The organism is Amycolatopsis thermoflava N1165 (assembly GCF_000473265.1).
GTDB classification, from domain to species: domain Bacteria; phylum Actinomycetota; class Actinomycetes; order Mycobacteriales; family Pseudonocardiaceae; genus Amycolatopsis_E; species Amycolatopsis_E thermoflava.
In genome coordinates this window covers 2,250,678-2,265,936 of sequence record NZ_KI421511.1, presented here as the reverse complement: position 1 = coordinate 2,265,936, position 15,259 = coordinate 2,250,678, and the positions used below count along the sequence as shown (strand labels likewise).

The window sequence follows — 15,259 nt, the reverse complement described above, 5'->3', positions numbered from 1 at the left end:
TCAGGTGCGGCGGGCGGCCCAGACGGAACGCCTGGTGCGGACCGCGAGGTCGTGCCGCCGCAGCAGGCTGTGCGGGCCGTCGACGTCGAGCAGCCGGTCCAGCGCGGCGAGGTCCGCGCTGTCGAGCTCGGCCGCGACCGCGCCCCGAACGCGTTGCAGCGCACGGAGGGCGTACTGGCCGACCGCCGGGTTGCCGGCGCCCTCGATGTTCACGTCGAGGGCGAGCTCGCCTTCCACCACGAACCCGGCGGCGGTGAGTTCCGGCCCCCAGTCCGCGCCGCGGTGGGGGAGGTGCCGGGCGTGGAGCCGGTCGCCGGCGGCGTGGACGCGGTCCTCCAAGCCGGGCCGCTCGGCGGGTGCGGTCCCGGGCAGGAAGCGCGGCAGGCCGGCCATCTCGACCACGACGAACAGGCCGCCGGGCGCGAGCAGGTCGTGGACAGCGCGCAGGGCGCGGCCGGGATCCGCCAGGTGGTGCACGGAGCCCGAGGCCCACACCAGGTCCGGGGTGCCGAGGTCGGGCCAGCTGGCCTCGTCGAGGTCGGCGAGCACCGTGCGCACATGTCCGTCGACCCCGCGGGCGCACGCCTTCTCGCTGAGCCGCCGCATGTGGCCGGGCGAGCTGTCCACGGCCGTGACATGGGCCTCGGGGAACTGGCCGAGAAGGGCGAACGTGCCGGCTCCGGTGCCCGCGGCGAGGTCGACGATCTGGCGCGGGCTGCCGTGCAGGGGCAGCCACCGGATGATGCCGGTGGTGTGCTCGGCGAGGGCTTCCGCGTCCAGTTCGAGGATCTCCGCCTGCGCGCTGTCCGCGTCGTGGTGGTCGTGATCGTGGCTGTGGTGCTGGGCATGCGCACGCGTCATGCCGCCACGATAAGAGCGTTGCGCTGGTCTGCTCACTCCGTTGCCGATTGCGCAAGGAAGTCGGCTCCCGCGATGCCCCGGACGCAAATCGCCGCCGTCATGAGCCGTTGTTCCCGTCGTCGTCGGTCTCGTTTTCGCGATGTCCGCGGCGAGCGTCGCGGTCGTAGATGAACATGACCTCGCACGGGCGGCCACGGGCGCCGATGGCGTGCGGCGTCATGGTCGGGAACTCGGCGGCGCGGTTCGTGTCGACGCGGAAGCTGCGGTCCCCCAGCAACAACGTGGCGGTGCCGGACAGCACGACGAGCCATTCCCGGCCGGGGTGGGCACGCATCTTGGCGGGGTTGTCCGGCGGCGGGTCGGTGAACCGCCTGCGCATGACGGTCATGCCGGGATCGCCCTTCATCGGCCAGCTCAGCCCGTGCGGGCCGTGGTTCATCGGGCTGATGACGACGTCGTCCACGGTGTTCTCGACCAGCTGGTCGAGGGTGGTGTCCAGGGCGCGGGCCAGTGCGACGAGCTGGTCCAGCGCGAGGCGGCGCTGGCCGTTTTCGATGCGGCTCAGCGAGGACTGTCCCAGGTGGACCCGGGCGGCCAGTTCCTCGAGGGACAGGCCTTGGGCGACCCGCAGCGCCCGGATCCGTTTGCGCACGAGGCTGTCCAGCGCTCCTTCTTCTTGCTTCATAGGCAAGATGAAATGCCAGCCCGGCAACTCGTGCTTACCCTCGCGGCAGTCGTGAACTCCCACGCCCTTCCGAGAGGAACCCATGAGCACCAACCAGCCCGCGCAGGGGGCTGCCACACCGGACGCGCGCCGGCTGCGCACCATCCTCATCTCCGTGTCCACCTCGTTGATGGCCGTCGTCGCCTCGGTTTCCGGCCTCGGCGTCGCGCAGACCCACCTGGCCGTCGAGTTCGGAGCCTCGCTCGGCACGGTTCTGTGGATCATCAACGTCTACACCCTGACCCTGGCCGCGCTGCTGCTGCCGTTCGGCGCGATCGGTGACCGCGTGGGCCGCAAGCCCGTGCTGACCGCCGGGGTTGCGTTGTTCGGCGTCGCGAACGTGGTGGCGGCAGTGTCCCCGACGGCGGAGGTCATGATCGCCGCCCGCGTGGTGAGCGGCGCCGGCGCCGCGATGATCATGCCGATCACGCTGGCCGTCATCACCTCCACCTTTCCCGAGGAACAGCGCGGCAAAGCCATCGGCGTGTGGACGGCCGTCGCGGGCGGCGGCGGCATCCTCGGCATGTTCCTCTCCGCGCTGCTGGTCGACGTCGCCGACTGGCGCTGGCTGTTCGCGCTCCCGGCCGCGCTGATCGTCGTGGCGCTCGTGACGACGGTGAGGTCGGTGCCCAACTCCCGCGAGCGCTCGGCTCACCCCTTCGACGCGGTCGGCGCGCTGCTGTCCGCCGTCGCCGTCGTCGGCCTCATCTTCGTGCTGCAAGAGGGACCCGTTCGCGGCTGGACCGCCCCCGTGACGGTGATCAGCGTCGCCGCCGGCCTCGTCGCCGGCGTCGGTTTCGTGGTCTGGGAACTGCGCCGCCGCGACGCGGCGCTGCTGGACGTGCGGATGTTCGCCGAACGCGGCCTGATGGGCGGTTCGCTCACGTTGCTCGTGGTCTTCGGTGTCCAGGCCGGTATCGCAGTGGTGCTGTTCCCGTTCTTTCAGGCCGTGCTCGGGTGGTCCGGACTGGTGTCGACGGCGGCCCTGATGCCCATGGCGGTTTCGATGATGCTGGCTTCCGGTCTCGCGGCCAGGCTGGCCGGGCGCATCGGCTCCCGCGCGACGATGACCACCGGCGTCGCGCTGGCCGGCGTGGGACTGGTGTCCATGGGGCTGTTCGTCTCGGTGGCGGGCGGCTACCTGTCGATCCTGCCGGGGCTGGTCGCCATGGGCCTCGGCATGGGGCTGGCGATGACGCCGTCCACGGAGGCCGTCACCGGCTCCTTGCCGCGGGACAAGCAGGGGGTCGCCTCCGCGCTCAACGACATCACCCGCGAGTTCGGCACCGCGCTGGGTGTCGCCCTCCTGGGCGCGCTCCTGTCCGCCGGCTACCGCGGTTCGATCGACGGCATGCTGTCCGGTGTGCCCCGGGAGGCGGCGGACGTCGCCAGGGAAGGCGTCGCCAACGCGATCGAAGTCTCGGGCAGCACCGGCTCGCACGCCGCGCAGATCGTCCACGCCGCCCGGGAGTCCTTTGTGGCCGGTTGGCAGCACGCGATGTGGGCGGGCGCGGCCGTCATGGCGGTGCTGGCCGCCTACGTCGCCGTGCGGGGCCCCCGGAGTCGCCCCGCGGCCGATACCGCCGCGTCCAGCCGGGCGGGATCAGCCCGGTGACCGCGCCCGTCCGCGGTGCGTTTCGCGATGACCAGCCGCTCCGCGATCTTCCGGTTCGACAGGCCGTTCTCGACGAGGGCGGCCACCTCGAGTTCCCGCTTGGTCAGGGCTTGCGGCACGCCGTCCACCTTGGTCAGGTCCCGCTCGACGCCCAGCCCGAGCGTGATCACGGCGTGCAGGTCCGCGAACGGGCCCGATGCGGGAAGGCTCTCCGGCACCGGGGAAGACCGCGGCTGCGGAGTGTGCCGCTGGGTGCCCGTTCGACCTGGCGCCGGTCGTGCGCCACGCAGGCCAGCAGGTGCGTGGTGAGGGCGACGCAGATGCCGTCGGACAGAGCACGCTGCAGTCGCAGCACCGCACGCGCCGATTGTTCGGCCTCGTCGAGGCGTCCCAGCCGCCATTGCGCGACGCCTCCCGCCCACAGGGTGCAGCAGCGAGATCCACGTCAGGCCCCACACGCAGTCGTCCCGCCCCGCGGTGGGCGCGGGAGCTTGCGCGAGCAAGGCCTCGATCCGCATCCGCCCCTCGGCGAGCAGCCCGCCGGACAACCAGTGGTACCGCAGCCGCGCCAGCAGGCGCAGGCCCGCCTCCGCTTCGCCCGGCGTGGTGGCGCTCCACTGGATCGCCGCGACGTACCCGGCGTGATCGAGTCGCATGTCCTCGCATGAAAGCGGTAGTGGTCAGCTGAAGGTGCTTCGCACACACGGCACGCTGGTGTTCTGCGGACCGCTGATCGGCGACGTGCCGACCATCGCGATGAACGAGATCGCGCGCAACACCCGGCTCACCTACGGCACCCTCCGGACCACATCCGCCCGCGCGAAGAGCTCCTCGAACACGCGGCCGAGCTGTTCGCGACGGTCCACAAAGGAGAGTTGACAGTGCGGATCGGCGGCCGCTACCCGCTCGCCGAGGCGGCGCGGGCGCGCGCGCGGACATCAAATCGCGCGCGACGACCGGGAAACTGCTGCTGATCCCGTGACCGCCGGCTCCCGGTGAGCCACATCACTTGCTTCGAATTCGAAGCGGGAGTACCGTCGCTTCCAGTTGCTTCGAAGTCGAAGCAAGACGATCGAAAGGGAGAACCCCGATGAAGGCAGTGCGTTTCCACGAGTACGGCGACCCCGGCGTCCTGCGTTACGAGGACGTGGACCTGCCGGTTCCCGCGGCCGGGCAGGTCCGGGTCCGGGTGGCGGCGACGTCGTTCAACTCCGTCGACGGCAACATCCGCGGTGGCTTCATGCAGGGGCCCATCCCGGTGCGGCTGCCGCACACCCCCGGCCTCGACGTCGCCGGCACGGTCGACGCGCTGGGCGAAGGCGTCGACGGCCTCGCGGTCGGCGACCAGGTCATCGGTTTCCTGCCGATGGACAAGCCGGGTGCGGCTGCGGAGTACGTGCTAGCCCCGGCGGAGGTCCTGACGCCGGCGCCGACGAGTGTCCCGCTGGCTGACGCTGCGGCGATGCCGGTGGTGGCGCTGACCGCCCGGCAGGCGTTGTTCGATCACGGCAAGCTGGTGGCCGGGCAGCGCGTGCTGATCAACGGTGCCGGGGGAGCGGTCGGCGGTTACGCCGTGCAGCTGGCCAGCGGCGCCGGAGCGCATGTCGTCGCCACCGCCAGCGGGCGCAGCAGCGAGGCGGTCAAGGCCGCCGGCGCGCACGAGGTCATCGACCACACCACCACGAGCGTGACGGACGCGGTGACCGAGCCGGTCGACGTCGTGCTGAACCTCGCCCCGGTCGACCCGGACGCACTCGCCGCACTGGTCACCCTGGTCCGGCCGGGTGGGGTCCTGGTCAATACGACGGTGTGGATGCCCGCGCCGAGCGACGAGGAGCGCGGCGTGCGCGGCATCGACCTCTTCGTCCGCAGCGACGCGGAACAACTGGCGTCGCTGGTGACGCTGGTCGACCGCGGCGAGCTGCGCGTCGACGTCGCCGAGCGGGTGCCCCTGGCCGAGCTGCCTGCGCTGCACGCCCGGGCCGCCGAGGGCGCGGTGCGCGGCAAGGTCGTTGTCGTCGTCTCGTCCGCCGCCTGACGTCCCCTCCCGAGCACGACAATGCGAACGGCTCAGTCGAGGTCACACCAGTGGACGCCACGGCGGACGACAGCGGTCGGATCGCGATGCGGTGGTACCGCAAGGACGGGCGGGGCTTGCCGTGCTGTTCTTCCACGGCTGCGGCGCGGATCGGCGAGCTCTGTGCTCGCCTATCCCACGCGCAGTTCGGCGCCGCCGACGGTCACGACGTCGCCGCGCCGCAGCTGCCGTCCCCGGCGCTCCTCGACCTCGCCGTTGACCTGGACCTGCCCGTCCTCCAGGAGCGCCCGGGCGTCGGACCCGGACTCGACCACGTTGGCGAGCTTGAGGAACTGACCGAGCCGGATGGACCCATCACTGGTGGCGATCTCGCGCATACCACCATTGTCCCGGACGGCCTCGGTCCCAGGGCGGCGCACGCCAGCGACGGCCTTCACGGTCACGCTTCCCGGTGGCCGAGCGTCGCATGTAAAGGATGGTGCCCCCGGTGAGATTCGAACTCACACTGGACGGGTTTTGAATCCGTTGCCTCTGCCAGTTGGGCTACGGGGGCGGCGCAGCCAGACTTTACGCGCCCCGCCTGCTGCCCCGGCAGTGGGGGTAGCCCTGCGTGACGACCGGTCACACGGGAGCCGATCAACGCGACACGCCGTGCCACGACGTGGTGAACACCATGCTCACCACGTGGTCCGCGTCATCCACCGACTGGATCGTTCCGGGTAGGCTCGTCCTGCGGTTAGCCGCATTCCACATTCCGTCGAGCACGCAGGAGGACCCCGGTGACCGAAGAGGCTACCGAGGCCAGCGGTGTGGCCACCGCTCCGCAGCGTCGGGTGCTCGTCGCCGAAGACGAAGCACTGATCCGGCTTGACCTCGTCGAGATGTTGCGCGAAGAGGGATACCAGGTGGTCGGCGAGGCGGGCGACGGCGAAGAGGCCATCAAGCTGGCAGCCGAGCTCAAGCCCGACCTGGTGATCCTGGACGTCAAGATGCCCAAGCTGGACGGCATCGAGGCGGCGTCCCAGATCACCACCGACCGCATCGCCCCCGTGGTCATCCTGACCGCGTTCAGCCAGCGCGAGCTGGTCGAGCGCGCCCGCGACGCGGGCACGATGGCGTACCTGGTCAAGCCGTTCAACAAGCGGGACCTCGTTCCCGCGATCGAGCTGGCCGTGAGCCGGTTCTCGGAGATGCAGGCACTGGAGGCCGAGGTCGCCAGCCTGTCCGACCGGCTGGAGACCCGCAAGGTCATCGACCGGGCCAAGGGCCTGCTGATGACCCACCAGGGGCTGACCGAGCCGGACGCGTTCCGGTGGATCCAGCGCACCGCCATGGACCGGCGCACGACCATGAAGGCCGTCGCCCAGGCGGTCGTCGAGAGTATCGGTCAGAAGTAACCCCGCGCGATCGCGTGGGAGGTCAAACGCTCCGACATCACTCCAATGAGGGCGTGACGGCGCTGCTCATCTGAGCAAAAGGTCACTGGTTGTTATCACCCGGTTGTTGCAATGCGGCAACCGGGTGTAAATCATGCGTGAACTATAGTGACCCCCGTCACGATGTGGAAACAAGACAGCGCGTACCGCTGTGCTTGACCTCACCGGGCGGCTACGTTCAGCGCCCGATAGGTCCCATCCCGGGACGGCCGCAGTCCGCGGCCGGCTGGATATTGGAGGAACGAGTGTCAGGAGCACGACTCACGCGAGTTCTCGTGCTGGCGGCGGCAGCAACGCTGGCGCTGGGTGCGTGCGCGGCGCGTGACGAGGGGAGCACGTCGGGCAACACCACGGGCTCGGCGGCGGCGCCTTCGCAGGCGGCCGACGCGGCCAACCCGCGCGGCGACGGCAAGGCGGTGTGCTCGGGAGTCTCGATCGCGTACGCGGGCACCATCAACGGCGCCAGCGCGGCGCTCGGCCAGAACATCCTTCGCGGCGCCGACCTCGCGGTGAAGCAGCACAACGAGGCCAACCCGAACTGCCAGGTCACGCTGAAGCAGTTCGACACCGAGGGCAAGCCGGACAAGGCCCCGGGCATCGTCACCCAGGTCATCAACGAGGCCGACATCATCGGCGTCGTCGGCCTGCCCTTCTCCGGTGAGTCGAAGGCCGCGGGCAACCTGTTCAACCAGGCAGGCCTGGTCACGATCAGCCCGTCGGCGACCAACCCGGCGCTGGCCGACAACGGCTGGAAGACCTTCTTCCGCGGCATGGGCAACGACTCGGTCCAGGGCCCGGCCGCGGCCAAGTTCCTCACCGACACGCTCAAGGCCAACAAGGTCTGCGTGATCGAGGACGACTCCGAGTACGGCATCGGCCTGTCCAACGCCGTCAAGCAGGCGCTCGGCTCCAAGGCCTCCTGCACCGACAAGGTGAAGACCGGCCAGACCGACTTCTCCGCGGTGGTCAACAAGATCTCCACCGAGAACCCGGACGCCATCTTCTACTCCGGCTACTACCCCGAGGCCGGCCCGTTCGCGCAGCAGCTGAACGACAAGGGCGTCACCGCCAAGTTCGTCGGGCCGGACGGCGTGAAGGACAACGAGTTCCTCAAGGGCGCCGGCGGCGGTGCGACCAACGCCTACTTCACCTGCCCGTGCGTCCCGGAGGACAACTTCAAGGACTTCACCGCGGCGTTCAAGTCGGTCGAGGGCGCCGACCCGGGCACCTACTCGCCCGAGGGTTACGACGTCACCACCATTCTGCTCAAGGGTATCGACAGCGGCATCAAGGACCGCGCGGCGATGCTGAACTACGTCAAGAACTACGACGGTCAGGGCTTGACGAAGAAGTTCAAGTGGAACGACAAGGGCGAGCTCTCGGACACCCCGGTCTGGAGCTACCGCGTCGAGAACGGAAAGATCGTCAACAACGGCCAGATCAGCTAACGACCTGACCTATCGGGCATGCACGCGGCCGATCGTCGCGTGCATGCCCGATCCATACCCGGGAATAGAGTGAACCCTTGCACCCCGCGATGACCCCATTCCTCGCGCAGTCCGAGCCATGGATCTCCTTCGACGTGGCCGGCCTGGCGGAGCAGTTCTGGAACAACACCGTCGACGGCCTCGCGCTCGGCGGCATCTACGCACTGGTGGCGCTGGGCTACACGCTCGTCTACGGCGTGCTCAAGCTCATCAACTTCGCGCACTCCGAGGTCTTCGTCGTCGGCGCGTTCGCGACCTGGCTGACGTTCTACGGCCTCGGTTTCCGGTCCGGCGCCACGCCGGTCCTCTCGGTCTTCGAGATCATCCTCTTCCTCGCCATCGCCTGCCTCGCCGCGATGGCGGTCTCCGGCGGCACCGCGGTGCTGCTGGAACGCGTGGCCTATCGTCCGCTGAGAAAGCGCAACGCGCCGCGCCTGGTCTTCCTGATCACCGCGATCGGCGCCTCGTTCGCCATCCAGCAGACCCTGCGCCTGATCTTCGGCCTCAACCAGCAGCCCCAGATCCGGCTGCTGCAGCCGGAACCGCTGTTCAAGCTCTTCGGCGCCACGGTCACCAACATCCACGTCATCCTGTTCGTGGCCGCCGTGCTGCTGTGGTTCGTGGCCGACTACTTCGTGAACCGGACCCGGCTGGGCCGCGGCATCCGCGCGGTGGCCCAGGACCCGGACACCGCCACGCTGATGGGCGTCAACAAGGAACGGGTCATCGTCATCACGTTCCTGGTCGGCGGGCTGCTCGCCGGCGCCGCCGCGCTGTTCTACATGATGCGGATCCCGCAGGGCGCCATCTACAACGGTGGCTTCCTGCTCGGCATCAAGGCGTTCACCGCCGCGGTGCTCGGCGGGATCGGCAACCTGCGGGGCGCGCTGCTCGGCGGGTTCCTGCTCGGTCTCGTGGAGAACTACGGCCAGTCGCTGTTCGGCGGCGAGTGGAAGGACATCGTGGCGTTCGTCGTGCTGATCGTCGTCCTGATGTTCCGTCCCACCGGCATCCTCGGCGAGTCCCTCGGGAAGGCACGCGTATGACGACCCAGACCGTGAGCGCGCCCTCGAAGCGCCGCTCCATCCGCGAGCAGTGGAACAACCTGTCCCGGCCGGCCCAGTGGGCGTTCCTCATCCCGGTCGTGGTGCTGATCTACTTCCTGCCGGTGCTCAACCCGCCGCTGATCGCGACGACCGGCACCGACTTCCCGACCGCGATGTTCGACGTGGCCCGCTACGCGCTGGTCGCGATCGGGCTCAACGTGGTGGTCGGCCAGGCCGGCCTGCTGGACCTGGGCTACGTCGGGTTCTTCGCCGTCGGCGCCTACGTCGCGGCGCTGTTCACCAGCCCGAACTCGAGCCTGCACCACCTGCCCTACCTGTGGACGCTGCCGCTGGCGATGGTGGTCACGATGATCTTCGGGATCATCCTGGGCACCCCGACCCTGCGGCTGCGCGGTGACTACCTGGCGATCGTCACGCTCGGGTTCGGCGAGATCATCCGCCTGGTGGCGGACAACGTCGACCCGCTGCGCGGCCAGTCCGGTTTCGAGCGGGTCGGCACCGATGCGAACGGCACGCCGTTCTTCGCCAACGCCACCGCCTGGTACTGGCTGACGGTCACGATCATCATCGCGGTCCTGCTGCTGGTCGGGAACCTGGAACGCAGCCGGGTCGGCCGCGCCTGGGTGTCGATCCGCGAGGACGAGGACGTCGCCGAGATCATGGGCGTCCCGGTGTTCAAGTTCAAGATCTGGGCGTTCGTCATCGGCGCCGCGATCGGCGGCCTGTCCGGCGCGCTCTACGCGGGCAAGCTCGGGTTCGTGAACAACCAGTCGTTCGACGTCATCACCTCGATGCTGTTCCTGGCCGCGGTGGTGCTCGGCGGCGCGGGCAACAAGGTGGGCGTGCTGCTGGGCGCGGCCGTGGTGGCGTACCTGCCGCTGCGGTTCGTGCAGCTGGCCGAGTACAACTACCTCATCTTCGGCATCGCGCTGATCATCCTGATGATCTTCCGCCCGCAGGGCCTGCTCGGCGCCCGGCAGCGGCTGCTGGCCCGGGGCCGCCAGGCCTACCAGCGGCTGCTCGGCCGCGGTGAGCAGATCAGCGGGGAGAGCGCGCTGGCCGCCGACACGACGGGAGGTCCCCGATGAGCCACCCCACCGAGGACGCCCCGGTCGAGGGCGGCCTGGTCGCCGAGGTCGCCCGGATGACCCCGGAGCAGCTCGCCGAGCACGAGGCCGAGGTCGCCGAGGCGGTCGCCGTCGACCGCGACATCAAGGTCGAGGTCGGCGAGACCCTGCTGGAGATGCGGGACGTGACGCTGAAGTTCGGCGGACTGACCGCGCTGGACTCGGTGTCCTTCGGCATCCGCCGCGGCGAGATCCTGGGCCTGATCGGGCCCAACGGCGCGGGCAAGACCACCTGCTTCAACGCGATGACCGGGGTCTACCGGCCCACGTCGGGGCAGGTGCTGCTGGAGGACAAGCCGCTGGGCAAGGCCAACCGCCACCAGATCACCCAGCGCGGCATCGCCCGCACCTTCCAGAACATCCGGCTCTTCGGCGAGATGACCGCGCTGGAGAACGTGGTGGTCGGCACCGACGCCCGCCACAAGACCAGCGTCATCGGCGCGCTGCTGCGGCTGCCGCGGCACCACCGCGAGGAGAAGACGGCGGTCGAGCGGGCGATGGCGCTGCTGGAGTTCGTCGGCATCGCCGACCGGGCCGCGGACAAGGCCAAGAACCTCCCGTACGGCTACCAGCGCCGCCTGGAGATCGCGCGGGCGATGGCCACCGAGCCGAAGCTGCTGTGCCTCGACGAGCCTGCCGCCGGGTTCAACCCGGCGGAGAAGGAAGAGCTCATGGGGCTGATCCGGAAGATCCGCGACGACGGCTTCACCGTCCTGCTCATCGAGCACGACATGAAGCTCGTCATGGGCGTGACCGACCGGATCGTCGTTCTGGAGTTCGGCAAGAAGATCGCCGAAGGACTGCCGGCCGAGATCAGGGAGAACCCCGCTGTGATCGCCGCCTACCTGGGAGTGCCTGACGATGACGCTGCTTGAGCTTGACGGGGTCTCCGTCCACTACGGCCGGATCCAGGCGGTCTCGGAGCTGACGCTGCGGGTGGACGAGGGCGAGGTCGTCGCCCTCATCGGCGCGAACGGCGCGGGCAAGAGCACCACGATGCGCGCCATCTCCGGCATCCGCCCGCTGTCGGCGGGCCGGATCACCTTCGCCGGCGAGGACATCACGAAGTTGCGCGCCGACCTGCGGGTCGTCCGCGGCATCTCGCAGGTGCCCGAGGGGCGCGGGGTGTTCCCGGGGATGACGGTCGCGGAGAACCTGGACATGGGCGCCTACGCGCGCAAGGACCGGAAGAACCTGCAGCCCGACCTGGACCGCGTGTTCGACCTGTTCCCGCGGCTGGCGGAGCGGCGCAACCAGGCCGGCGGCACGCTGTCCGGCGGTGAGCAGCAGATGCTGGCGATGGGCCGGGCGCTGATGGCCAAGCCGCGGCTGCTGCTGCTCGACGAGCCCTCGATGGGGCTCGCGCCGCAGTTCATCCAGCAGATCTTCCGGATCGTCACGGAGATCAACAAGCAGGGCACCACCGTGCTGCTGGTGGAGCAGAACGCGCAGCAGGCGCTGTCCCGCGCCCACCGCGCGTACGTGCTGGAGACCGGCCGGATCACCAAGACCGGCACCGGCACCGAGCTGCTGGCGGACTCCGCGATCAAGGAGGCCTACCTGGGCGTCGCCTGATCGGGTGGACCTGGAACGAGAAGGGCCCCGGCGCTCGTGCGCCGGGGCCCTTCTTCGTGATTGTCAGCGGCTGCCGGGGGCGGCGTCGCGCACCAGGCAGGACAGGCGCGCGGTGCAGGTGCGGCGGCCCTGGTCGTCGGTCAGCACGATCTCGGCGGTGATGGTGCCCCGGCCGACGTGCAGCGGCGTCGCCACGCCGGTGACCAGGCCTTCCCGCGCGGCACGGTGGTGGGTGCAGGACAGCTCGAACCCGAGCGTGGCCTTGTCCGCCCCCGCGTTGAGCGCTGCCACGGTCGAGCCCAGCGCCTCCGCGAGCACGGCGTTCGCGCCGCCGTGCAGGAGGCCGTAGGGCTGCAGGTTGCCCTCGACGGGCATCGTGCCGACCACCCGCTCCGCCGTGAGCTCGACGAACTCGATGCCGAGCTTGTTGTTGAGCTGCTGCTCCGCGACGCGCGGATCGATGCCCGCGAGCTGCTCGCGGATGGCTTCGGAGAGGTTCTCGGTCAACGCGGGTGACTCCTCGGTGAGACGACGGCAGGGCGGAACGACCGCTCGCGCGGTTCTGTCGGTGCCCCACCCTAGACTCGCACCCGTGAGCCCCAGCCAGAACCAGCCAGTAGCCAACACCACAGCGACGGCGCCCGCGGAAGGACGGCCGCGGCTGTTGCTGATCGACGGCCACTCGATGGCCTACCGCGCCTTCTTCGCCGTGCCTGCCGACCGGTTCAAGACCTCCACCGGCCAGGTCACCAACGCGGTGTTCGGGTTCACCTCGATGCTCATCAACCTGCTGCGCGACGAGCAGCCCACGCACCTCGCGGTGGCGTTCGACGTGTCGCGGCAGACGTTCCGCTCGGCCACCTTCGCCGACTACAAGGCGACCCGGACGTCGACGCCGGACGAGTTCAAGGGGCAGGTCGACCTGGTCAAGGACGTGCTCGGGGTGCTCGGCATCCCGGTGCTGACCAAGGAGAACTACGAGGCCGACGACATCATCGCCACGCTTACCACGCAGGCGACGGCCGAGGGCTACCAGGTCCTGATCTGCACCGGCGACCGCGACGCGCTGCAGCTGGTGGACGACTCGACGACGGTGCTGTACCCGCGCAAGGGCGTGTCCGACCTGGTCCGCTACGACCCGGCCGGGGTCGCGGAGAAGTACGGGCTCACGCCCTCGCAGTACCCGGACTTCGCGGCGCTGCGCGGCGACCCGTCGGACAACCTGCCGGGCATCCCCGGCGTCGGGGAGAAGACCGCCACCAAGTGGATCCAGCAGTTCGGGTCGCTGGACGCGCTGATCGACCGGGTCGACGAGGTCAAGGGCAAGGTCGGCGACGCGCTGCGCGCCCACCTGAGCTCGGTGACGCTCAACCGCCAGCTCACCGAGCTGGTGCGGGACGTGCCGCTGGACGCCACGCCCGGCGACCTCGCGCTCAAGCCGTGGGACCGGGACGCGGTCCACCGGCTGTTCGACGAGCTCGAGTTCCGGGTCCTGCGCGACCGGCTGTTCCAGACGCTGTCCAGCGCCGAGCCGGAGGCCGAGTCCGGGTTCGAGGTGGAGGGCGCCGCGGTGCCCGCCGGCGGTCTCGCGGCGTGGCTGTCGAAGCACACCAAGGCGGGCCAGACCGTGGGCCTGTCCTTCCGCACCACCGGTTCCTCGGTGCGGTCCGACATCCAGTCGATCAGCCTGGCCGCGCCGGGCGGGGAGGCCGGCTACGTCGACGTCACCGCCCTGGACGAGGCCGACGAGCAGGCGCTGGCCGCGTGGCTGGCCGACCCGGCGATCGCCAAGGCCGGGCACGCGCTGAAGGTGCCGCTGCACGCGTTGCGGGCGCGCGGCTGGAAGCTCGCCGGCCTGGCGATGGACACCGAGCTGGCCGCGTACCTGGTCCGGCCGGGGCAGCGGTCGTTCGAGCTGGACGACCTGGTGCTGCGGTACCTGCAGCGCGAGCTGCGCAACGACAGTGACTCCGGCGACGGCCAGCTGTCCCTGCTCGACGGCGACGACGGCGACCAGAAGCTGGTGCAGGGCGAGCTGGTCCGCGCCAGCGCGGTCGCCGAGCTGGCCGGCGCCCTGTCCGGCGAGCTGGAGAAGATCAGCGGCACCAAGCTGCTCGGCGACATCGAGCTGCCGTTGCTGCAGGTCATCGCCGAGGTCGAGGCCGCGGGCGTGGCCGTCGACATCGAGCAGCTGACCGCGCTGGAGGCGCACTACGGCGCCCGAGTGAAGCAGGCCGCCGAGGCCGCCTACGGCGTGATCGGCAAGCAGGTCAACCTCGGCTCGCCCAAGCAGCTGCAGGTGGTGCTGTTCGACGAGCTGGGCATGCCGAAGACCAAGCGCACCAAGACCGGCTACACCACCGACGCCGAGGCGCTGCAGACGCTGTACGAGAAGACCGAGCACCCGTTCCTGCAGCACCTGCTGGAGCACCGGGACGCCACCCGGCTCAAGAGCACCGTCGAGGGCCTGCTCAAGTCGGTCGCCGACGACGGCCGGATCCACACCACGCTGCACCAGACCATCGCGGCCACCGGCCGGCTGTCCTCTGTGGACCCGAACCTGCAGAACATCCCGATCCGCACCGAGGAGGGCCGCCGCATCCGCGACGCCTTCGTCGTCGGCGACGGGTACGCGGAGCTGCTCACCGCGGACTACAGCCAGATCGAGATGCGGATCATGGCGCACCTGTCCGAGGACGCGGCGCTGATCGAGGCGTTCCAGTCCGGGTTCGACTTCCACGCCGCCACCGCGGCGCGCGTGTTCGGCGTCGACCCGGCCGAGGTCACCGGGCCGCAGCGGGCGAAGATCAAGGCGATGAACTACGGCCTGGCCTACGGGCTGTCGGCCTACGGCCTGTCGCAGCAGCTGCGGATCTCCACCGAGGAGGCCCGCGGGCTGATGGACGAGTACTTCGCCCGGTTCGGCGGGGTGCGCGACTACCTGCACAGCGTCGTGGTCGAGGCGGGCAAGGTCGGCTACACCGAGACGATCTTCGGCCGCCGCCGCTACCTGCCCGACCTCAACAGCGACAACCGGCAGCGGCGCGAGATGGCCGAGCGGATGGCGCTCAACGCGCCGATCCAGGGCAGCGCCGCCGACATCATCAAGGTCGCGATGATCGGCGTGCACCGCGCGATCGCCGAAGCCGGCCTGCGGTCGCGGGTGCTGCTGCAGGTGCACGACGAACTGATCGTCGAGGTCAGCGAGGGCGAGCGCGACCAGGTCGAGGAGCTGGTGCGGCGCGAGATGGGCGCGGCGTACGAGCTGGCCGTCCCGCTGGAGGTGTCGGTCGGGTTCGGCCGGTCCTGGAACGAGGCGGCGCACTGAC

15 protein-coding genes and 1 tRNA gene are annotated in these 15,259 nt (G+C 70.1%); 10 read left to right on the top strand and 6 right to left on the bottom strand.

All coding sequences use genetic code 11. From position 1 onward, the window contains the following. Both AMYTH_RS0111225 and AMYTH_RS0111220 read right to left on the bottom strand, forming a co-directional pair. Entirely contained in the window at positions 1-861 is an 861-nt protein-coding gene (locus tag AMYTH_RS0111225) for a class I SAM-dependent methyltransferase (RefSeq protein WP_027930402.1), read from the bottom strand. Between the two features lie 97 nt (positions 862-958). Beyond that, on the bottom strand, positions 959-1,546 hold the full coding sequence (locus AMYTH_RS0111220) for an XRE family transcriptional regulator (protein ID WP_027930401.1): 588 nt from the start codon (positions 1,544-1,546) through the stop codon (positions 959-961). A gap of 82 nt (positions 1,547-1,628) precedes the next feature. On the opposite strand from AMYTH_RS0111220, the gene AMYTH_RS0111215 reads away from it, so the two are divergent. Further along, complete coding sequence (locus AMYTH_RS0111215; RefSeq protein ID WP_027930400.1) at positions 1,629-3,200, top strand: MFS transporter; 1,572 nt, start codon at positions 1,629-1,631, stop codon at positions 3,198-3,200. Here AMYTH_RS0111215 and AMYTH_RS50255 read toward each other — a convergent pair. Further along, positions 3,122-3,418, bottom strand: coding sequence for a LuxR C-terminal-related transcriptional regulator (locus AMYTH_RS50255; protein ID WP_027930399.1), 297 nt, complete (start codon positions 3,416-3,418; stop codon positions 3,122-3,124). The genes AMYTH_RS0111215 and AMYTH_RS50255 overlap by 79 nt on opposite strands. 259 nt (positions 3,419-3,677) lie before the next feature. Here AMYTH_RS50255 and AMYTH_RS50250 point away from each other — a divergent pair, with 259 nt between their 5' ends. Further along, entirely contained in the window at positions 3,678-3,845 is a 168-nt protein-coding gene (locus tag AMYTH_RS50250) for a hypothetical protein (RefSeq protein WP_228684713.1), read from the top strand. Between the two features lie 445 nt (positions 3,846-4,290). Then, positions 4,291-5,238, top strand: a complete 948-nt coding sequence (locus tag AMYTH_RS0111200) for an NADP-dependent oxidoreductase (RefSeq protein WP_027930397.1) — start codon at positions 4,291-4,293, stop codon at positions 5,236-5,238. 170 nt (positions 5,239-5,408) lie between these two features. Here AMYTH_RS0111200 and AMYTH_RS0111195 read toward each other — a convergent pair whose 3' ends face one another. Continuing rightward, entirely contained in the window at positions 5,409-5,615 is a 207-nt protein-coding gene (locus tag AMYTH_RS0111195; RefSeq protein WP_027930396.1) for an RNA-binding S4 domain-containing protein, read from the bottom strand. A 99-nt stretch (positions 5,616-5,714) separates the two neighbouring features. After that, positions 5,715-5,791: transfer RNA gene (locus AMYTH_RS0111190), tRNA-Leu, on the bottom strand. A gap of 226 nt (positions 5,792-6,017) precedes the next feature. On the opposite strand from AMYTH_RS0111190, the gene AMYTH_RS0111185 reads away from it, so the two are divergent. The 6 genes from AMYTH_RS0111185 to AMYTH_RS0111160 all read left to right on the top strand — a co-directional run bounded on the left by AMYTH_RS0111185 (position 6,018) and on the right by AMYTH_RS0111160 (position 11,930). Continuing rightward, positions 6,018-6,635 carry an ANTAR domain-containing response regulator gene (locus tag AMYTH_RS0111185; RefSeq protein ID WP_017988040.1) on the top strand — a complete coding sequence of 206 codons (618 nt, stop codon included), beginning with the start codon at positions 6,018-6,020 and terminating at the stop codon, positions 6,633-6,635. A 314-nt stretch (positions 6,636-6,949) separates the two neighbouring features. Then, on the top strand, positions 6,950-8,122 hold the full coding sequence (locus AMYTH_RS0111180) for a branched-chain amino acid ABC transporter substrate-binding protein (protein ID WP_027930395.1): 1,173 nt from the start codon (positions 6,950-6,952) through the stop codon (positions 8,120-8,122). Between the two features lie 89 nt (positions 8,123-8,211). Beyond that, the gene (locus AMYTH_RS0111175) at positions 8,212-9,207 is read left to right on the top strand and encodes a branched-chain amino acid ABC transporter permease (protein ID WP_027930394.1); all 996 of its coding nucleotides are present in this window, start codon (positions 8,212-8,214) and stop codon (positions 9,205-9,207) included. After that, the gene (locus AMYTH_RS0111170; RefSeq protein ID WP_027930393.1) at positions 9,204-10,316 is read left to right on the top strand and encodes a branched-chain amino acid ABC transporter permease; all 1,113 of its coding nucleotides are present in this window, start codon (positions 9,204-9,206) and stop codon (positions 10,314-10,316) included. Before AMYTH_RS0111175 ends, AMYTH_RS0111170 begins: the two co-directional genes overlap by 4 nt. Then, positions 10,313-11,230: an ABC transporter ATP-binding protein gene (locus AMYTH_RS0111165; RefSeq protein ID WP_027930392.1), complete on the top strand. Its 918-nt coding sequence runs from the start codon at positions 10,313-10,315 to the stop codon at positions 11,228-11,230. The genes AMYTH_RS0111170 and AMYTH_RS0111165 overlap by 4 nt, the downstream gene beginning before the upstream one ends. Continuing rightward, positions 11,217-11,930: an ABC transporter ATP-binding protein gene (locus AMYTH_RS0111160; RefSeq protein ID WP_017988045.1), complete on the top strand. Its 714-nt coding sequence runs from the start codon at positions 11,217-11,219 to the stop codon at positions 11,928-11,930. The genes AMYTH_RS0111165 and AMYTH_RS0111160 overlap by 14 nt, the downstream gene beginning before the upstream one ends. A gap of 63 nt (positions 11,931-11,993) precedes the next feature. On the opposite strand, the gene AMYTH_RS0111155 is transcribed toward AMYTH_RS0111160, so the two are convergent. Next, positions 11,994-12,437 (bottom strand): hotdog fold thioesterase, encoded by a 444-nt coding sequence (locus AMYTH_RS0111155; RefSeq protein ID WP_027930391.1) that lies wholly within the window; start codon positions 12,435-12,437, stop codon positions 11,994-11,996. An 85-nt stretch (positions 12,438-12,522) separates the two neighbouring features. On the opposite strand from AMYTH_RS0111155, the gene polA reads away from it, so the two are divergent. Further along, on the top strand, positions 12,523-15,258 hold the full coding sequence (gene polA, locus AMYTH_RS0111150) for a DNA polymerase I (protein ID WP_027930390.1): 2,736 nt from the start codon (positions 12,523-12,525) through the stop codon (positions 15,256-15,258). Position 15,259: the final 1 nt, after the last annotated feature.